This is a genomic window from Kribbella sp. VKM Ac-2568, assembly GCF_004345365.1.
Classification (GTDB): Bacteria; Actinomycetota; Actinomycetes; order Propionibacteriales; family Kribbellaceae; genus Kribbella; species Kribbella orskensis.
In genome coordinates, this window is sequence record NZ_SLVF01000004.1 from 663161 (window position 1) to 679944 (window position 16784).

The following is a 16784-nucleotide window of genomic DNA, read 5'->3' on the forward strand; positions in this document are numbered from 1 at the left end:
TGACGATCAGTAGTCAGTCAGCACGGGATGGAATGCCGTGTGGAAGCGGCTAGCGGCACCAGGTGGCGGCGAAGCCGTAGCCCTTCGCCTGCAAGGTCTTGAGGATGATCGGTAACGCGGCGACGGTCTGCGTGCGGTTGCCGCCGCCGTCGTGCATCAGGACTATCGAGCCGTCCTTCGCCCCGGCGAGCACCCGCTTCACGATCACCGACGTACCGGGTCGTTCCCAGTCGTGCGAGTCGACGGTCCACAGGCGGATCACCTTGTCGAGGCTGTCGGTGCGTTGGGTGACTACCTTGTTCACCCCGCCGTACGGAGGTCGCAGGCAGCGTGGGGTGTAGCCCGTCTGGGCGCGGATCGCCTGGTCGGTCTTCGCCACCTGATTCCTCAGGCTCGCCGAGGAGAGTTTGCGCAGGTCCGGGTGCGACCAGGTGTGGTTCTGCACGCTGTGGCCCTGCTCGTGGATCTGCTTGGTCAGGTCGGGGTGCTTCACCACGTTCTGGCCGACCTCGAAGAAGGTCGCCTTGGCGTCGTACGACTTGAGGATCTCGAGGATCTGCGGGGTGTACTTCGCATCAGGTCCGTCATCGAAGGTGAGCAGCACGTACTTCGTCGGCGCCGCCGCTTGGGGTGCGGCGTGCGCCGGGCTGGCCGTGGTCTGCGGGGTGCAGGACGCGGAGATCCCCAGCAGCGCGATCAGGCCGAGAACGGTGGTGGCAACAGTCGGGCGGACGGTCGGCCGGGTGAGTGGGCGGGCGGGCAGGCGGCCCCGGGCAGGCGAACGACGAACCATGCGTCCCCCCGGACGTAGGTGACCTCACTACCTCCCACCATCCGCCGCGAAGTACGTCGAACGCCAGAGAGCGCGCCGCTGTCGCGTCAACAACTTCGGATACCGGACACGAGCGGTATCCCCGAAGCTCCGACGGACTACAGCACCTGGGAGAGGAACTGCTGGAGCCGCGGGGACTCGGCGGCGGTGAACAGCTTGTCCGGGGCACCGGCCTCGACGACCACGCCGCGGTCCATGAAGGCGACCTGGTCGGCGACCTGCCGGGCGAAGCCCATCTCGTGCGTGACCACGATCATCGTCATCCCGGCGGAGGCGAGATCGGCCATCAGGCTGAGCACCCCCTTCACCAGTTCGGGGTCGAGTGCTGAGGTGGCCTCGTCGAACAGCATCACCTCGGGCTTCATCGCCAGCGCCCGGGCGATCGCGACCCGTTGCTGCTGGCCCCCGGAAAGGTTGCCGGGCCGCGCCGACTCCTTCTCGCGGAGTCCGACCAGCTCGAGCTGGATCCGGGCCGCCGCGACCGCACCCTCGGGAGTCAGCTTCTTGATCTTGCGCAGCGGCAGCGTGATGTTCTCGAGCACGGTCTTGTGCGGGAACAGGTTGAAGTGCTGGAACACCATGCCGATCCGCCGGCGCAGCTCGTCCGGGTTGCTTCGCAGTACCGACTCGCCACCGAGCCGGATGTCGCCCGCGTCGGGTTCGAGGAGCCGGTTGGTGGCGCGGAGCAACGTCGACTTGCCGGACCCGGACGGCCCGATCACGCATGCTGTCCTCCCCGCCGGTACGACGAGGTCCACGCCCCGCAGTACCTTGTTGGTCCCGAAGGCGAGCTCGATCCCGGACAGCTCCAGGCTCGCCGCCCGGAAGGTGGTGTCGGCGGGCGCGGTGTCAGCGATGGTCGGCATGGACGAGCTCCTCGACCTCGAGTTCGGCGGTGGGACGACCCTCGCGGAGCCGCTTGTCGAAGTAGTTGACCAGGTGCGTCAGTGGCACCGTGATGATCAGGTAGAAGATCCCGGCCAGCAGCAACGGCGAGAGGTTGCCGTTCGTCGCCGCCGCGTCCTGGCCGATCCGGAACAGCTCCCGCTGGCTGGCGAGCAGCCCGAGGAAGTAGACCAGGCTCGACTCCTTCACCAGCGCGATGAATTGATTCACCAGCGCGGGCAGGACTCGCCGTACGCCCTGCGGGATGACGATCAGCCACATGCCGGAGGTGTAGGTGAAGCCGAGTGCCCGCGCGGCCTCCAACTGGCCCTTCTCCACGCTCTGGATGCCGGAGCGGAAGATCTCGCCGATGTAGGCGGCCGCGATCAGGGACAGCGCCAGGATGCCCAACGGGTACGGGTTCGGACCCCACCAGTGCCGGGTGATCGGCGACAGGCCCTGGCCGATCAGGAGGATCGTCAGGATCGCCGGCAGGCCGCGGAAGATGTCGGTGTAGATCTTCGCCGGCCAGCGCAGCCAGCGGCGGCGGGACAGCCCCATCACCGCCACGACCATGCCGAGCACGGTGCCCAGGACGACCGAGGCGGCGGCGAGGATGAGGGTGTTGACCAGTCCTACCTTGAGCATCTCCGGCAGGACCGCCTTCATCGACTCCCAGTCGAGAAAGGTGTCCGAGAGGGTGGACCAGATGTCCATCAGCCAGCCGCGGGAGTGGCCGGGGCCGTCGGGGTGGTGAACTTCACGGAGCCGCTACCGGGCTTGAAGTTCGCCGGTACCGCGCGGCCCGGGTAGTACTGCTCGACCAGCTTGGTCCAGGTGCCGTCGGCGATCACGTCGTCGAGCGCCTTGTTCACGGCCTCGCGGAGCTTGTCGTTGTTCTTGGCCACGGCGAAGGCCATCGGGGCGTCGCTGAGCTCCTTGGCGGCCAGGATCACTGTGCCACCGCCCTGCTCCTTGGCCATCTTCTCGCCGATCTCGGCGGGTGAGACCCACGCGTCCGCGGTACCGGCCTTGAGCTGGCCGAGCGCGGCGTTGTAGTTCGGCACCCGCACCGGGTCGAGGTTCTTCTGGGTGGCGTAGTCGTCCTGCACGGTGCCCTGCACCACGACGACCCGCTTGCCGTTCAGCTGGTCGAAGGAGGCGATGCCGGAGGTCTTGGTGGTGTTCAGACCGAGGTAGCCGAAGTCGTAGCCGTTGCTGAACGCAACGGTCTTCTTGCGCGCCTCGGTGACGGTGATGGAGGAGCTGCCGAGGTCGTACTGACCGCCGTTCACCTGCGAGAGCAGGGCGGAGAAGTCGGTGCCGACGAACTCCGGCTTGAGGTTCAGCTTCGCGGCGACCGCGGTGATCAGGTCGTTGTCGAAGCCGGTGAACTTGCCGTCCTTGACGTAGACGTTCGGCGGCGCGTCGGTGAGCGTGCCGATCCGCAGGGTGCCGGACTGCATCAGGCCCAGGTCGGGTCCCGAGGCAGCGGACTTGTCGTCGCTGCCGCAGGCCGCGAGGGCGACGGCCAGGGTGACGGCCGTACCGAGAGCGGCGAACCGGCGGAAGGCGCTGATGGCGCGCACGGGTGTCTCCTTCAGAACAGGGGATGTCGGGGCTGTGGGGTTGACCCACCCGAGGACGCTAACGCCGTCGTGCGGCGGCTCATTCCGCTGTCACGCGGGATGAGACGAGACCGCAATGTCCACTCGCAGCGTGGTATATAAGAGCCCGAATGCCCTTGTGTGCTTCAGATCACGCCCGGTTCAGTGGTGGCGTTCGTAATGTGCCACGGCGTCGTCGGTCCGTCCCGCACCGTAAGCGAGCAGCAGCTCGGCCAGACCGGGGGAGTCGGCAACGATCAGGTTCGCGGCCCGCTGGATCTCGTCCGCCGACGCGACCGACCGGAACAGATCCTGGATCTCCCGTACCACGGCGCGCGCGGCCGGCCGGGTGATGCTTGCCGTCGGCACCGACTTGGTGAAGGCGCCGGTGCTGCCGCGGATCTCGTCGAGCTCGGCGGCGATCTGGAGATCCTCCAGGCCCTCCTCGACCACCCGGGCGACCAGTTCGTCGAGCGAGTGCAGACGCTGCACGACCGCGGGGTTGCCGATCTTCACCCGCTGCGCGCTCATCAGTTGCGACAGCATCGGCGCGGACAGGCCGATCGCCTCCGCGAGCCGGGCCTGGGTCAGCCCCAGGGTGCCGCCGATCCGCCGCATCAGGACCCCCAGCGGCTCGCCGTACAGCTCGGTTTGCTGCTGCAGGTTGTGCTCGGTCTGGTCCACGGTTGCCACCCTCCTTGTGGCAGGCTCCCCCTCGGCGCCCGCTCGATCATCTTCGCAGGTGCGAACCGCAAATTCCAGCTCCGAACCTGCTTGACATTCGCGATAGCAAACTGCAAAGGTTGCGATAGCGAATCCACTGGAGGAAATGATGATCCGAACGCAGGGGTACCGCCGCCCCGCGGCCCTGACGCTGCTTGCCGCCGTGCTGCTGGCCGGTCTGTCGATCGGCCCCGCGCAGGCCGATCCCGAGCCGGGGGACAACGGCAAGCTGGTGATGGTGCTGGACTCGTCCGGGTCGATGAAGGAGCCGGCCGGTGACGGTCAGACCAAGATCGTCGCGGCCCGTACGGCGCTGACCCGCGTGGTGAACAAGTTGCCGGAGGCCTCCCAGGTCGGTCTCCGCGTCTACGGCGCGACCGTCTTCAAGCGCAGCCAGCCCGGCGCCTGCACGGACACCCAGTTGACCGTGCCGATCGGTACCGGCAACCGCCCGCAGTTGCTGTCGGCGATCTCCAAGTACAAGCCGTACGGCGAGACTCCGATCGGATACTCCCTGCAGCAGGCCGCCAAGGATCTCGGTCCGAGCGGCCAGCGCACCATCGTGCTGGTCTCCGATGGTGAGGCGACCTGCGCGCCCGAGCCCTGCGAGGTGGCCCGGTCGATCGCCAAGCAGGGCATCGACCTGAAGATCGACGTCGTCGGATTCCGCGTCGGCGCCAAGGCCCGTAGTCAGTTGCAGTGCGTTGCCCGGGAGGGCCGCGGCGACTACTACGACGCCGACTCCACGATCGACCTCGAGGCCGGCCTGGACCGGCTGTCCACCCGCGCCTTCCGCCCCTTCCGCCTCTCCGGTACTCCGGTCGAGGGCGGGCCGCAGCAGGAGGGTGCCCCGGTGCTTGCCCCGGGCCTCTACTCCGACAAGTTCGGCGCCGAGAAGGTCGCGAAGTACTACCTGGTCAAGCGGACGATCGCCGGCTCGACCCTGCGTGCCGGTGTCAGCTTCCGGAATCCTGCCGGTGGTAGCGATGTGGTCGAGTCCAAGACCCAGCTTTCGACGATCGAGGGCGACGACTGTGGCTGGAGCTATCCGCACAACTACGGCAGTGACGAGGGGCTCGCGACCGGGGTGGCTTCGAGCTGGAAGGAGACGCAGGACGAGTGCGCCACGGCGGACCAGCTCGTGCTGACCGTGTCCCATGGCGACAAGCAACTGGTGGCCACACCGTTCGAGCTGCGGATCGACGAGGAGCCGCCGGTCAGCACCACGACCGGTCTGCCCGACGAGGCCGAGGAGCCGACCTGGAAGTCGATGCCGGGTTCGACACCTCGCGAGATCGTGCCTGGTTCGAGCTTTCCCGATGCGCCGCTGCTGAGCCCGGGCAGCTACCGGACGACCCTGATGCCTGGCGAGGTACAGCTCTACAAGGTGAAGGTCGACTGGGGGCAGCGACTGCAGGCCCAGGTCAGCGTGCCGCAGATGGGGGCGGCACTGGGGAAGGCCTTCGACGGTATCCGTTACCTCGACGTCAATCTGATCTCGCCGACCGGTGACGAGGTGTTCGCGACCTTCGCGAAGGGCGCGCCCGGCGGCGCGTACAAGAAGGTCGCGCTGACCAGCAGGGGCACAGTCCACGGAGTCGTCAGCAAGGAGATCCGCTACCTCAACCGCACCGGCGCCAACAGCTACAACACGGGGACGTCGCAGCCCGGTGAGTACTACGTGCTGGTCTCGCTCAGCAAGAAGACGCAGGCGCCGCAGCCCTTCGCCATGCCGATGACGCTGACCGTTGGACTGCAGGGGACGGCCGGCGCTGGCAAGCCGGAGTACGTCGATGGCGCGACGCCGGTCTCGGGTGACTCGGTGACCCCGAGTGCGACTCCGACCGACGAGCCGTCCGACAAGCCCTCCGGGGACAAGACCGAGGCGGGCGGTCCGGTTCAGGACAGCGGCAGCAGTTCCTCCGATGATGGCACTCCCGTCGGCCTGATCGCCGGTCTTGGCGGCGGTGGCGTCCTCTTGGCCCTGCTCGGCGCCTGGGCGGTCCTCCGCCTTCGGAACAAGAAAGCCGTGGCCACAGCCCACCCGGCCTCGTACCCCCAGCCGGGCCCGTACCCCCAGCAGCCCGGATGGCAGCACCCCAACCAGCCGAACCACCCCAACCAGCCCAACTATCCGAACCAGGGACCACCGCAGAACCCGCAGCAAGGCCCAGCCCCGCGTTGAGTAAGGGCCCGGATCGCCTTGAGCGGTCCGGGCCTGCTGTTGTCGGGTCAGCGTAGGAAGAGCCAGGTGGCGGTAGCAAGGAGCGCGACGGCGCCGGTGAGGCTGCCGACTGCGGTCCAGAGGAGGGGCTTGCTCCGGCTGGGGCTGGGGTTGCTGCTGGTTGCGGTCGCCAGGGCGGTGGATGAGCCGGCCAGTGGCTGCGGGGACGACGGCCGCGATGGCGGTGACGACGGCTGCGATGGGCGTGGCTGTGAGGGGGCGGGGGCCTTGGGGGCTGGACCGGTGGGGGTCCAGGCGGGTGGGAGAGGCGGGAGTTGGTCGAAGACCTCGGGGGGATCGGGGTGGTGGGCCCAGGGGGCCGCACCCGGGGGTGGGAGAAGCGTGGTTTGGGCGAGGAGGCGGCCGGCTTCGGCGGCGGAGGTCGGGCGGGCCGTGGGCGAGGGATCGGTGAGGGTGCGGATGAGATCCCACAGGGCGCCTTCGCCGGTGGGGAGGGTCCCGTTGAGGTCCGGACGTACTCCAGTGAGGAGTTCGGCGGCGACGGCACCGACGGTGTAGAGGTCCTGGCGGGGGTCGGGGTCGGCGCCAGCGAGCTGTTCGGGGGCGATGTAGCCGGGGGTGCCGAGGACCGAGCTGTGACGGGTCATGCGTGGCTCGTCGAGCAGGCCGGCGACGCCGAAGTCGGAGAGGCGGAGGTGCGGCCGCCCGGTACCAGTGGCGTCGAGCAACAGGTTGGCCGGCTTCAGGTCGCGGTGCACGATGCCGGCGGCGTGTACCGCGGACAGCCCGTGCAGGACCTGGTCGAGCAGGACCGCGACGAACGACTCGGGCAGTGGACCGTGGTCGCCGAGCAGGGTGGCGACGGAGCCGCCGCGCACGAGGTCCATCGCGAACACGACCTTGTCGTCGTCCGCGGCCCACCCGTGCGGCGCGACCACGTGTGGATGGTCGATCCGCAGCGATTGCTCCCGGACGAACCGCAGCAACGTCGCCGCGTCGTGCTGCCCGAGGACCTTGGCGGCGACGTACGCCTTCCGCCGCAGATCCCAGGCGCGCCAGACCGAGCCCATGCCACCGGTGCCGACCAGGTCGATCAGCTGGTACCGCCCCGCAAACGCCTCCACCGCCCAGAAACTACCGTCCCGCGGTCCCATCACGAGAAACCGCCTGCACCCCGCACAGCGGAGTACAGGCGGTTCTCGACAGAGCTAGTGGCCCAGGGCGCGGGCGATGAGGATGTTGGTGGTGCGCTTCGGGGTGCCGTCCACGGGGGCCGGGTCGTCGGCGGTCGGGATGATGCCGGCGGCGGCCACGCGGTCCAGGACCTTGAGGCCGAGGCGGTCCACACTGCCGAAGATGGTGTAGTCGGGACGGAGCCGGGAGTCGCCGAAGACCAGGAAGAACTGGCTGCCGTTGGTATCCGGGCCGGCGTTGGCCATCGCCAGGGTGCCGCGGGCGTAGACCTTGCTCGCGCCGGTCGGGTCGGTCGGCCAGTTCGGCAGATCGGTCGGCAGTTCGTCTTTGTACGAGTAGCCCGGGCCGCGCTCGCCCGTACCGGTCGGGTCACCGCACTGCAGCACCTTCAGCGTCGGGTAGAGCGTCAGCCGGTGGCAGGTGGTGAAGTCGTAGAAGCGGCTCTTCGCCAGGTGCAGGAAGCTCTGCACCGTGCAGGGCGCCTTGGCCCGGTCCAGCGACAGCAGCATCGGTCCCTGGTTCGTGGCGACCATGACCTTCACGATGCCCTTGCTCGGCGTCGGGGTCGGGTCGGGCGGCAGCGAGACCGGGCGCGGCGACGGGTCGTCCGGCGTCGCGGTGTACCCGCACGGACCGCTGGTGGTGGCCGACGACTCCACCGTCGACGACTCCACCGTCGACGAATCCGCCGTCGGCTGGGCGAGCGCGGTACCGGTCGTCGCGAGCAGGCCTGCGACGGTCAGTGTCGCGCAGGCGATGACGCTAGTGGCTCTCATGATTCTCCTTCTGGGGCGTTCGGGATCAGCCGGGGCCAGCGCGAAGATCCGCAGGTCACGGTTCTTCGGCAGCGTCACGCTAACGGGTGTCTTGCCCGCCGGGAAGGCGAACGGCGCCGGCCGGTACGCCGGGCCAGGTGAACGTCAGGCCCTCCTTGGTCGCAGTGCCGCCCGAGGTGGGCCCGGCTGCGGATTCCGCAGGGCGACGGTCGAGGTCAGGGCATCAGAGGTCGTACGCCGTCTGGTGCCGCGGCTGGTAGAGGCCGAGTTCGCCCCCGCCGGGAAGACGGATCGACGTGAGGATGCCCCACCCCTGATCCTCGGGCGAGCGGACGAACTCGACGCCACGCGAGGTCAGGTCGGCGACGGTCTGCTCCAGGTCGTCGCACATCAGGAACAGCTCGTGCGACTCCCGCTCGCCCACCGGATGCACCGCAACCTCAGCCGGCGGGAGCTTGAAGGTCAGCCAGCCGCGGCCGGCGTCGACGTGCGGATAGCCCAGCACGTCGCGGAAGAACGCCCGGTCCGCCTCGGCATCCCGGCTGTAGATGATGACGTGCGCTCCGTTGATCATCCACCGACTGTAACGGCGGTGGATCGATCACTTCCCCAGGCCGAGCGCGACACCGCCTTGTGCCGAGAGGGCGGTGGCGACGGTGCGGGCGTTGGCTTGGAACTCTTCGGGCGGGACGGGTGGGAGGAGGTCGTCCCAGGCGGCGATCATGGCGCCGCGGAGTTGCATCATTCCGAGGGGGCGGGCGAGGAACCAGACGTGGAAGTGCTCGCTGCCGTCGCCCCAGCGGTTGAAGTGGGTGCGGCCGACGCCCTCGATCTGGCGGATCGCGCCGGCGACGCGCTGGATCATCGGGCCGAGGGTGGCGGTCAGTTCGGGCGGGAGATTGTCCAGCCGGTAGTGCTCGCGGGGGACCAGCAGGGCGACCATCGGCAGGCCGTTCTGCTGGAAGCCGGCCTTCAGCAGCCACTGGTCGTCGCCCCAGATCGCGTCCAGTTCAGGGTTGGTGCAGGTGAAGCACGGTTTGCCGCCGGGCTCACCGGCACGCGGCGGTTCGGGAAGCACAGGCTCGTCCAGGGGGACCACCTGCAGGTCGCCCTCGAAGGGGAAGAACGGCCCGCCCAGCAAAGGCTCGGCTGACACGCGTTCGCCGTACGGGAGTCTGCGGTGGTACTCGGACGGCCTCTCGGGTTCGCTCATGCACGAACTCTGCCCAATGCGATCGGCCGCTGTCACGGCCATTACCGTTTGTGGCATGAGCGACCCGGTAGGCGAGTTGGAACGACCGAAGCTGGCACAGGCCCTGGACCTGGCGCCGCATCCCGAGGGCGGCTGGTTCCGCGAGACCTGGCGGTCGCCGGTCAGCTTCCAGCCGGAGGGGTACGACGGACCGCGGGCGAGCGCGACGGCGATCTACTTCCTGCTGGCGCCGGGGGAGGAGTCGCGCTGGCACCGGGTGCGCTCGGCCGAGATCTGGCTGTGGCACTCGGGTGGTCCGTTGACGCTCGACCTCGGCGGCACCGGCGACGACCCGGACGAGGCCGAACCGATCACCCTCGGGCCGGACGTCGAAGCCGGCCAGCACCCGCAGGCCGTAGTACCGGCGGGTGCTTGGCAGGCGGCGCGACCGGCAGGTGATCAGCCGGTGCTGGTCTCCTGCATCGTCTCGCCCGGCTTCGACTTCGCCGACTTCACCTTGCAGTAGGTGAGGCCCTAGCCGAGGACCGTGGCGAGAGCCTCGTAGCCGGGCAGGAGATCCGGCCCTTCCTTGCCGAGTTGCTGGATGACGACCTGGTCGGCGCCGGCCTCGAGGTGCGCGTTCAGCCCCTCGGCGATCTCGACCGCGGTCCCGTGCAGCACGAGCGCGTCGACCAGGTCGTCGCTCCCGCCGTCCGCGATGTCGTGGTCGCTGTACCCGAGGCGCTTCAGGTTGCTCGTGTAGTTGCTCAGCTGCAGGTACGACGCGAGGTAGTCGCGCGCCACCGAGCGGGCGATCTCCTCGTCGGTCTCGAGCACCACCTTCTGCTCCGGCGCGAGCAGCACACCCGAACCCAGCGTCTCCCGCGCCTGCCGCGTGTGCTCCGGGGTGGTCAGGTACGGTAGCGCGCCGGCTGTCCGGGCAGCCGACAACTTCAGCACCCGCGGGCCGAGCGCCGCCAGCATCCGCCGATCGGTCGGGACCTTCGCCTCGTCGAGCACGTCCAGGTAGTCGACGATCGTCTCGTACGGCGACTTGTACTCGCGGTTACGTTCGGGGTGCCCGATGCCGACGCCGAGCACGAACCGCCCGGGGTGCTCCGACTCCAGCCGATGATACGACTCGGCCACGGCGGTCGCGTCGTCCTTCCACATGTTCACGATGCTCGTGCCGACCACGGCCGAGGTCGTCGACGCGAGCAGCACCTCGGCATCGCGCAGGTCAGCCGTCGGGGAGGCGCCCAGCCAGATCGCGCCGTACCCGGCCTGCTCGACCCCCGCGGCGAGCTCAGGACCCCATTTGTGCGCCTGGTGCCAGACACCGAACCGTCCCAGATCGACCGCCACGTCGTACTCCTCTCCTCGATTCCACTCACCAAATGGCAACTGCGGGCGGAGTGCCTCCCATTCCTGCCGGGGCGGCCGGGACGGGCGACAGGAGCAAGCATCGCTGACGCCCATGCCGCGGCGTCAACGATCGTTGCGGAGACAAGTAGTGAACCCGCCTCCCTGCCAGGCCCGCAAGCAGCTCGGGCTGGACGGTCAGAGATGGGCGGCGATTTCCGGGATGCGGCGGTGGAGGTCGGCTGAGCGGGTGATGCTGTTCTGTGGTTCGCCGACCTTGGCGAGGTTGAGCATGCCGGGATCGCCCGCCTCCTGGCCGGCGCGGATCACCCGGGCCGACCGCAGTGCCCGCAGGGGCGCGCCTTCGAGGATCTGCAGCGGCGTGATGCCGCCGTCGTACGCCTCGGCCATCAGTGTCACCCGCCGCGCCTGGTACGCCGGGTCGCCGGGCATCGCGAGCGGGGCCGTGTTCCACGCGGTGAAGGCGATGTCGTCGAGCGGGACTCCCGGCCCGGCCATGTCCCAGTCGATCACCCCGCTGAACCCGGTGTCGGTGCCGATCCAGTTGTAGTAGCCGAAGTCGTGCATGCAGATGATCTCGTCCGGTCCGAGCTCACCCTGGCTGGTCCGCCAGACCAGGTGACCCTCGGGCCGGTACGCCGCGACGACCTGGTGGTACCGGCGCAGCCAGCGCATCGCGTCGACGAGCACGTCGTCCGGCACTTCCGGCCCGTACACCTCGCCCGGCAGGTAGTCGAGGATCTCCCGGTCCCGGTCGTCGAACCCGAGCACCCGCGGTACGCCGGGCAGGCCCTCGGCGGCCAGGTGGTTCAGCAGCCCGTGCACAGCCGGGGTCCACGGTCCGGTCCCGCGGCGCACCGTGTCGCCCACGCGGACAGCGCCGCCGACGTGGCCTCCGGGGAGGGCGATCTCGTTCATTGCTCAACCTTTCAGGACGGTTTTTTGAGGGCTGCAGGCAAGCTGGGAGTAGGGCGCGAGCTGCGCAGAAGTGTGCCCGATCGCGCGAACGAAAAGATTGCGTGAAGGGGGAGGAAAAGATTGCGCAAAGATTGCGGAGAACGAGCCGGGCAAGCCTTCGCGGAGCCAACCTCACGGGGCGCCACGGCGTCGTACGAACAGTGTAACCGTACCGCAGGGGACGGTTCCGAGTGTCGGGACCGGACAAGACCATCCAGTCGGGTGGTATGAACCTGGCGGGCTTACACTCGGCAGCGACCAGGCGTTCCCAACCCCTCGAAACGCCCGGGCCGCGGACCACAACGACGTGAGCCGCCGGCGACTCGGACGCAACCGGTCCGGGGTCGTCACCTGGAAACGGAAGAAGGGCAAGTTGTGAAGGTCGGAGTTCCGAAGGAAGTCAAGAACCACGAGTACCGGGTGGCCATCACCCCGGCCGGCGTGCACGAGTTCGTGCGCAACGGGCACGAGGTTCTGATCGAGCAAGGGGCCGGCGCGGGCTCGCTGCTCCCTGATGACGAGTTCGTCGCCGCGGGCGCCCGCATTCTCCCCATGGCCGACGACGTCTGGGCCGACGCCGAGCTGGTGCTGAAGGTCAAGGAGCCGGTGGAGGAGGAGTACCACCGGATGCGCAAGGAGCAGGTGCTGTTCACCTACCTGCACCTCGCGGCCAGCCGCGACTGCACGACCGCGCTGCTCAAGTCCGGCATCACCGCCATCGCCTACGAGACGGTGCAGCTGCCGGACGGTTCGCTGCCACTGCTCGCCCCGATGAGCGAGGTCGCGGGCCGGCTGGCTCCCCAGGCCGGCTCCTACCACCTGATGGCCAACGGCGGCGGCCGCGGCGTCCTGATGGGCGGCGTCTCCGGCGTGCACGCGGCCCGGGTGGTCGTGCTCGGCGCCGGCGTGGCCGGCATGAACGCCGCGGCGATCGCGCTCGGCATGCAGGCCGAGGTGCAGCTGTTCGACCGCAACATCGCCCGCCTCCGCGACGCCGACCGGACCTACCAGGGACACCTGCGCACGGTCGCGTCGAACGCCTACGAGATCGAGCGCGCGGTGCTCGAGGCCGATCTGGTGATCGGTGCGGTCCTGGTCACCGGGGCGAAGGCCCCGAAGCTGGTCAGCAACGAGCTCGTCTCGCGGATGAGGCCGGGCAGCGTGCTCGTCGACATCGCGATCGACCAGGGCGGCTGCTTCGAGGACTCGCGTCCGACCACCCACGCTGACCCGGTGTACCGGGTGCACAACTCGCTGTTCTACTGCGTCGCGAACATGCCGGGCGCGGTGCCGAACACCTCGACCTACGCGCTCACCAACGTGACGCTGCCGTACGCCGTGGAGCTGGCGAACCTGGGCTGGCGTGAGGCGATGAAGCAGGACCACAGTCTTGCGCTCGGCCTGAACACGCACGACGGCCACATCACCTACGGCCCGGTCGCGGACGCGCACGACCTGCAGCAGCTGAAGCTCGACGAGGTACTGGTCTGAGCACGGAGATCAGTCGGGCGGTCAGCTCGTACCTCGACCACCTCACGGTCGAGCGAGGGCTGGCCGCCAACACCCTGGCGTCGTACCGCCGCGACCTGCGCCGGTACGACGCCTTCCTGGCCGAGGCGGACATCCAGAGCCTCGGCCGGATCTCCGAGGCCGTGGTGAGCGACTTCCTGATGCGCCTGCGCGAAGGGGATCCGGACCACCCGCCACTGACCGCGTCGAGCGCGGGACGCACGGTGGTCGCGGTCCGCGGGTTCCACAAGTTCCTGCTGCGCGAAGGCCTGACGGCGGTCGATCCCGCGGCCGCGGTGAAACCACCCGCGCCGCCGCAACGCTTGCCGAAGGCCCTTTCCGTGGACGAGGTGACCCGGATTCTGTCGGCGGCGGCCGGCGCCGAGGCGGAGCCCGCAGTACTGGCGACCCGGGATGCCGCGCTGCTGGAGTTCCTCTACGGCACGGGTGCGCGGATCTCTGAGGCCGTCGGGCTGGACGTGGACGAGGTCGACCTCGAGACGGGGACCGTCCTGCTCCGCGGCAAGGGCAGCAAGGAAAGAGTCGTGCCCGTCGGCTCCTACGCCCGCGACGCGATCTCGGCGTACCAGGTGCGGGGCCGGCCCGACCTCGTTGGCCGGGGACGCGGTACTCCGGCCCTTTTCCTCAACGCTCGCGGCGGACGCCTGTCGCGCCAGAGCGCCTGGACCGTACTGCGACGCGCCGCCGAGCGTGCGGGAGTCGCCAAGGAGATCTCACCGCACACGTTGCGCCACTCGTTCGCCACTCACCTGCTGGACGGCGGCGCCGACGTCCGCGTGGTCCAGGAACTCCTCGGCCACGCCTCCGTCACGACGACCCAGGTCTACACCTTGGTGACGGTCGACAAACTCCGCGAGGTCTACGCGACTTCTCACCCGCGAGCGCTGTCGGGCTAGCTACTGTGCTCCCGTGGCGGATGGAGCGGGGAGTGCGGAAGAGCGGCACGCGAGTTGGCTGGAGCTGTTCTTCGACCTGACTGGGGTGGCCGCGGCGGCCCTGTCTGCCGCGCGAGCGCTGCTCGCCTGGGTGATCCTGGGCTGGTTCTCCACCTACGACCGGCTCGTCGAACGCGCCAGGCGTCCCGAGCCTGCGATGGTCTGAGGCATGCCCTTTCTCCAGGGCCTCTATTACGAGGACCACGGCCAAGGCGACGCCGTCCTGCTGCTGCCCGGGTGGGCGGGGAGCATCACCGACCTGGATCGTCTGCGCGGCGAGCTCGCGTCCGGCTTCCGGGTGATCGCCGCGGACCTGCCGGGCTGCGGTCGTTCGCAGCCTCAGCCTCGTTCTTACACGGCCGACTTCTATGCCGACGACGCTCGCACGTTCCTGAGATTGCTCGACCACCTCGGCATCGAGTCGGCCCACCTGGTCGGCTTCAGTGATGGCGGCGAGACAGCCTTGCTGATGGCTGCCCTTGCGCCCGCCCGCGCTCTGTCAGTGGTCACCTGGGGAGTCGCCGGCCAGGTGGTCGCGCCGGCCGGCGGTTTTGGTCCGCTGGAGCGCCTGCTGGACGAGCCGACTCCGCTGCTGCTGCCGTTGGCTGCCTACCTTGCTGAGGCGTACGGACCGGACAACGCCCGCGCGATGGTCCGGAGTTGGGCGTCGGCTCTGCGGCAGATCGTCCTCGACGGCGGAGACATCAGCCGCTCGCGAGCCGGAGCGATCGCCTGCCCTGCGCTGCTGATCGCCGGCGCGACCGATCCGTTCTGCCCGGCGCCGGTGGTCCGGGAGCTTGCTGAGGCGATCCCGCGGGGCCGGTTCGTCGAGGTGCCGGCCGTCGGTCATGACGTGCACCACGAAGCTTCCGGGGTGTTCCTTCCGCTGTTGCTCGACTGGTTGGAGGATCATTGAGGCCGGGTTCTCCTTGGCCGGTGACACGCTGGACCCGGCGGAGCGCAGGACGGGTGCTGTGTGCGATCATTTGGTCACGGTCGGTCACTCTGGCGGGGTGATCGGCCCCGTCCGGAACGCCGACCACAAACCACCCGACCCCGCTGCGGAGTGGCTGGTTGAGAGTGCTTGAATGCACGCTTACAGTCGCTGGGATCGCCCGTATCGGTTGAAAGGTTTGACGAGTCATGAACGAGTCGACATTCCCGGGCACCCAGCACCTGTCGTCGTCGACGGAACCGATGTCGTCGACACCTGAAACGGCGCCCGCCACGCCCCCGACTGCCCCCGCACCAGCACGGGCCGTCACCCCACCCAGCAACTATGCGGAGATGCCGAGGCCGACGGCCAAGCTGACCGCGGAGGACATCGCGCCTGTGAATGACCCGCACGGCCCGAGGAACAAGATCGGGCCGACCGGACGGCCGCTTCCCGATCTGCCGGAGGTGAAGCCGCCCACCCGTCGTGGGCCGGCCCAGGTGATCGCCATGTGCAACCAGAAGGGTGGCGTCGGCAAGACCACGACGACCATCAACCTGGGCGCCGCGATCGCCGAGACCGGGCGCAAGGTGCTGCTGATCGACTTCGACCCGCAGGGTTCGGCGTCGATCGGCCTGGGGGTGCAGCCGCACGACCTCGAGCTGTCGGTCTACAACCTGCTGATGCAGCGCGACATCACGCCCGCCGAGGTGATCCAGGCGACCCGGGTCGAGAACCTCGACCTGCTGCCGGCCAACATCGACCTGTCCGCGGCCGAGGTCCAGCTGGTCCAGGAGGTCGCCCGCGAGTACACCCTGCAGCGGGTGCTGGAGCCGATCATCCCGCTGTACGACGTGATCCTGATCGACTGCGCGCCGTCGCTCGGCCTGCTGACCGTGAACGCCCTGACCGCGTCGAACGGCATCGTCGTACCGCTGGAGTGCGAGTTCTTCGCGCTGCGCGGCCTGGCGATGCTGACCGACACGATCGGCAAGGTGCAGGACCGGCTGAACCCGAAGCTGGAGATCGTCGGCATCCTCGGCACCATGTTCGACGGGCGTACCACGCACGCCCGGGAGGTGCTCGACCGGGTCGTCCAGGCCTTCGACGAGCGCGTCTTCCACACCGTCATCCGGCGTACCGTCAAGTTCCCCGAGACCACGGTCGTCGGCGAGCCGATCACGACGTACGCGCCATCGTCCCAAGCGGCTACCCAGTACCGCGACCTTGCCAAGGAGGTGCTGGCGCGTTGTCCCGCCGGGTGAGCCTGCCAGGTGCCAGCGAGCTGTTCGGGGGTGCGGCACCGAAGCAGACCAGACCCGAGACAAGCACAGCCACTGACGGATCGGCCCGGAGTAAAACTGCTCTGAGCGCCGACCGGCCCGGTACCAACGGGCGGTCGCGCACGGCCGTCGTCGAGGACCGCAAGTCCAGTGGACGGATCCGCCACGACACGAAGATCACCGTGTACGTGACGGAGGAAGAGCTGCTCGGACTGGAACAGACGAGACTCGCGTTGCGGGCCGAGCACGGCCTGACCGCGGACCGCGGCCGGATCGTCCGCGAGGCGATCGACGTGCTCCTGGCCGACTTCGTCGACCACGGGCCGGACTCGGTCCTGGTGCAACGGCTCCGGGCCGCGGAGTGACCT

Annotated in this window: 19 protein-coding genes; 8 read left to right on the forward strand and 11 right to left on the reverse strand. The window is 69.0% G+C overall.

Going from position 1 to position 16784, the window contains the following annotated elements:
* Positions 1 to 49: 49 nt before the first annotated feature.
* The 5 genes from EV648_RS14395 to EV648_RS14415 all read right to left on the reverse strand — a co-directional run bounded on the left by EV648_RS14395 (position 50) and on the right by EV648_RS14415 (position 4008).
* Complete coding sequence (locus EV648_RS14395) at positions 50 to 793, reverse strand: polysaccharide deacetylase family protein (protein WP_132290417.1); 744 nt, start codon at positions 791 to 793, stop codon at positions 50 to 52.
* 137 nt (positions 794 to 930) lie between these two features.
* Positions 931 to 1698, reverse strand: a complete 768-nt coding sequence (locus tag EV648_RS14400) for an amino acid ABC transporter ATP-binding protein (RefSeq protein ID WP_132290420.1) — start codon at positions 1696 to 1698, stop codon at positions 931 to 933.
* The gene (locus EV648_RS14405) at positions 1682 to 2434 is read right to left on the reverse strand and encodes an amino acid ABC transporter permease (protein ID WP_132290423.1); all 753 of its coding nucleotides are present in this window, start codon (positions 2432 to 2434) and stop codon (positions 1682 to 1684) included. The genes EV648_RS14400 and EV648_RS14405 overlap by 17 nt, the downstream gene beginning before the upstream one ends.
* A complete protein-coding gene (locus EV648_RS14410; protein ID WP_132290426.1) occupies positions 2434 to 3306 on the reverse strand; it encodes an ABC transporter substrate-binding protein in 873 nt (290 codons plus the stop codon). The genes EV648_RS14405 and EV648_RS14410 overlap by 1 nt, the downstream gene beginning before the upstream one ends.
* A gap of 180 nt (positions 3307 to 3486) precedes the next feature.
* Positions 3487 to 4008: a DNA-binding protein gene (locus tag EV648_RS14415; RefSeq protein WP_132290429.1), complete on the reverse strand. Its 522-nt coding sequence runs from the start codon at positions 4006 to 4008 to the stop codon at positions 3487 to 3489.
* Positions 4009 to 4153: 145 nt separating this feature from the next.
* Between EV648_RS14415 and EV648_RS14420 the strand changes: the two genes are divergently transcribed.
* The gene (locus EV648_RS14420; protein WP_241995146.1) at positions 4154 to 6232 is read left to right on the forward strand and encodes a VWA domain-containing protein; all 2079 of its coding nucleotides are present in this window, start codon (positions 4154 to 4156) and stop codon (positions 6230 to 6232) included.
* Between the two features lie 47 nt (positions 6233 to 6279).
* On the opposite strand, the gene EV648_RS14425 is transcribed toward EV648_RS14420, so the two are convergent.
* From EV648_RS14425 to EV648_RS14440, 4 genes are all read right to left on the reverse strand, one after another.
* Positions 6280 to 7356: a serine/threonine-protein kinase gene (locus EV648_RS14425; protein ID WP_241995148.1), complete on the reverse strand. Its 1077-nt coding sequence runs from the start codon at positions 7354 to 7356 to the stop codon at positions 6280 to 6282.
* A gap of 84 nt (positions 7357 to 7440) precedes the next feature.
* On the reverse strand, positions 7441 to 8202 hold the full coding sequence (locus tag EV648_RS14430; RefSeq protein ID WP_132290435.1) for a peptidylprolyl isomerase: 762 nt from the start codon (positions 8200 to 8202) through the stop codon (positions 7441 to 7443).
* 223 nt (positions 8203 to 8425) lie between these two features.
* Positions 8426 to 8776, reverse strand: coding sequence for a VOC family protein (locus tag EV648_RS14435; RefSeq protein ID WP_132290438.1), 351 nt, complete (start codon positions 8774 to 8776; stop codon positions 8426 to 8428).
* A 27-nt stretch (positions 8777 to 8803) separates the two neighbouring features.
* The gene (locus EV648_RS14440; RefSeq protein WP_132290441.1) at positions 8804 to 9415 is read right to left on the reverse strand and encodes a hypothetical protein; all 612 of its coding nucleotides are present in this window, start codon (positions 9413 to 9415) and stop codon (positions 8804 to 8806) included.
* Between the two features lie 55 nt (positions 9416 to 9470).
* Here EV648_RS14440 and EV648_RS14445 point away from each other — a divergent pair, with 55 nt between their 5' ends.
* Positions 9471 to 9920 (forward strand): cupin domain-containing protein, encoded by a 450-nt coding sequence (locus EV648_RS14445; protein WP_132290444.1) that lies wholly within the window; start codon positions 9471 to 9473, stop codon positions 9918 to 9920.
* Positions 9921 to 9928: 8 nt separating this feature from the next.
* On the opposite strand, the gene EV648_RS14450 is transcribed toward EV648_RS14445, so the two are convergent.
* Together EV648_RS14450 and EV648_RS14455 are read right to left on the reverse strand one after the other, a co-directional pair.
* Positions 9929 to 10759, reverse strand: a complete 831-nt coding sequence (locus EV648_RS14450; protein ID WP_132290447.1) for an LLM class F420-dependent oxidoreductase — start codon at positions 10757 to 10759, stop codon at positions 9929 to 9931.
* Positions 10760 to 10954: 195 nt separating this feature from the next.
* Positions 10955 to 11695: a phosphotransferase gene (locus EV648_RS14455; protein WP_132290450.1), complete on the reverse strand. Its 741-nt coding sequence runs from the start codon at positions 11693 to 11695 to the stop codon at positions 10955 to 10957.
* Positions 11696 to 12109: 414 nt separating this feature from the next.
* Here EV648_RS14455 and ald point away from each other — a divergent pair, with 414 nt between their 5' ends.
* From ald to EV648_RS14485, 6 genes are all read left to right on the forward strand, one after another.
* The gene (gene ald, locus EV648_RS14460) at positions 12110 to 13225 is read left to right on the forward strand and encodes an alanine dehydrogenase (RefSeq protein ID WP_132290453.1); all 1116 of its coding nucleotides are present in this window, start codon (positions 12110 to 12112) and stop codon (positions 13223 to 13225) included.
* Positions 13222 to 14160, forward strand: a complete 939-nt coding sequence (xerD, locus tag EV648_RS14465) for a site-specific tyrosine recombinase XerD (RefSeq protein WP_132290456.1) — start codon at positions 13222 to 13224, stop codon at positions 14158 to 14160. Before ald ends, xerD begins: the two co-directional genes overlap by 4 nt.
* A gap of 13 nt (positions 14161 to 14173) precedes the next feature.
* Positions 14174 to 14365, forward strand: a complete 192-nt coding sequence (locus EV648_RS14470; RefSeq protein ID WP_132290459.1) for a hypothetical protein — start codon at positions 14174 to 14176, stop codon at positions 14363 to 14365.
* Positions 14366 to 14368: 3 nt separating this feature from the next.
* Entirely contained in the window at positions 14369 to 15115 is a 747-nt protein-coding gene (locus EV648_RS14475) for an alpha/beta fold hydrolase (protein WP_132290462.1), read from the forward strand.
* Between the two features lie 227 nt (positions 15116 to 15342).
* The gene (locus EV648_RS14480; protein WP_305000053.1) at positions 15343 to 16398 is read left to right on the forward strand and encodes a ParA family protein; all 1056 of its coding nucleotides are present in this window, start codon (positions 15343 to 15345) and stop codon (positions 16396 to 16398) included.
* Positions 16383 to 16781 (forward strand): hypothetical protein, encoded by a 399-nt coding sequence (locus EV648_RS14485; RefSeq protein WP_199234598.1) that lies wholly within the window; start codon positions 16383 to 16385, stop codon positions 16779 to 16781. The genes EV648_RS14480 and EV648_RS14485 overlap by 16 nt, the downstream gene beginning before the upstream one ends.
* The last annotated feature ends 3 nt before the right edge of the window (positions 16782 to 16784 follow it).

Excerpts from the sequence above, each read along its gene's own strand:
- EV648_RS14395 (WP_132290417.1), bottom strand. The coding sequence starts at position 793 with ATGGTTCGTCGTTCGCCTGCCCGGGGCCGCCTGCCCGCCCGCCCACTC.
- EV648_RS14400 (WP_132290420.1), bottom strand. The coding sequence starts at position 1,698 with ATGCCGACCATCGCTGACACCGCGCCCGCCGACACCACCTTCCGGGCG.
- EV648_RS14405 (WP_132290423.1), bottom strand. The coding sequence starts at position 2,434 with ATGGACATCTGGTCCACCCTCTCGGACACCTTTCTCGACTGGGAGTCG.
- EV648_RS14420 (WP_241995146.1), top strand. The coding sequence starts at position 4,154 with ATGATGATCCGAACGCAGGGGTACCGCCGCCCCGCGGCCCTGACGCTG.
- EV648_RS14430 (WP_132290435.1), bottom strand. The coding sequence starts at position 8,202 with ATGAGAGCCACTAGCGTCATCGCCTGCGCGACACTGACCGTCGCAGGC.
- EV648_RS14435 (WP_132290438.1), bottom strand. The coding sequence starts at position 8,776 with ATGATCAACGGAGCGCACGTCATCATCTACAGCCGGGATGCCGAGGCG.
- EV648_RS14440 (WP_132290441.1), bottom strand. The coding sequence starts at position 9,415 with ATGAGCGAACCCGAGAGGCCGTCCGAGTACCACCGCAGACTCCCGTAC.
- EV648_RS14445 (WP_132290444.1), top strand. The coding sequence starts at position 9,471 with ATGAGCGACCCGGTAGGCGAGTTGGAACGACCGAAGCTGGCACAGGCC.
- EV648_RS14455 (WP_132290450.1), bottom strand. The coding sequence starts at position 11,695 with ATGAACGAGATCGCCCTCCCCGGAGGCCACGTCGGCGGCGCTGTCCGC.
- EV648_RS14475 (WP_132290462.1), top strand. The coding sequence starts at position 14,369 with ATGCCCTTTCTCCAGGGCCTCTATTACGAGGACCACGGCCAAGGCGAC.
- EV648_RS14480 (WP_305000053.1), top strand. The coding sequence starts at position 15,343 with ATGAACGAGTCGACATTCCCGGGCACCCAGCACCTGTCGTCGTCGACG.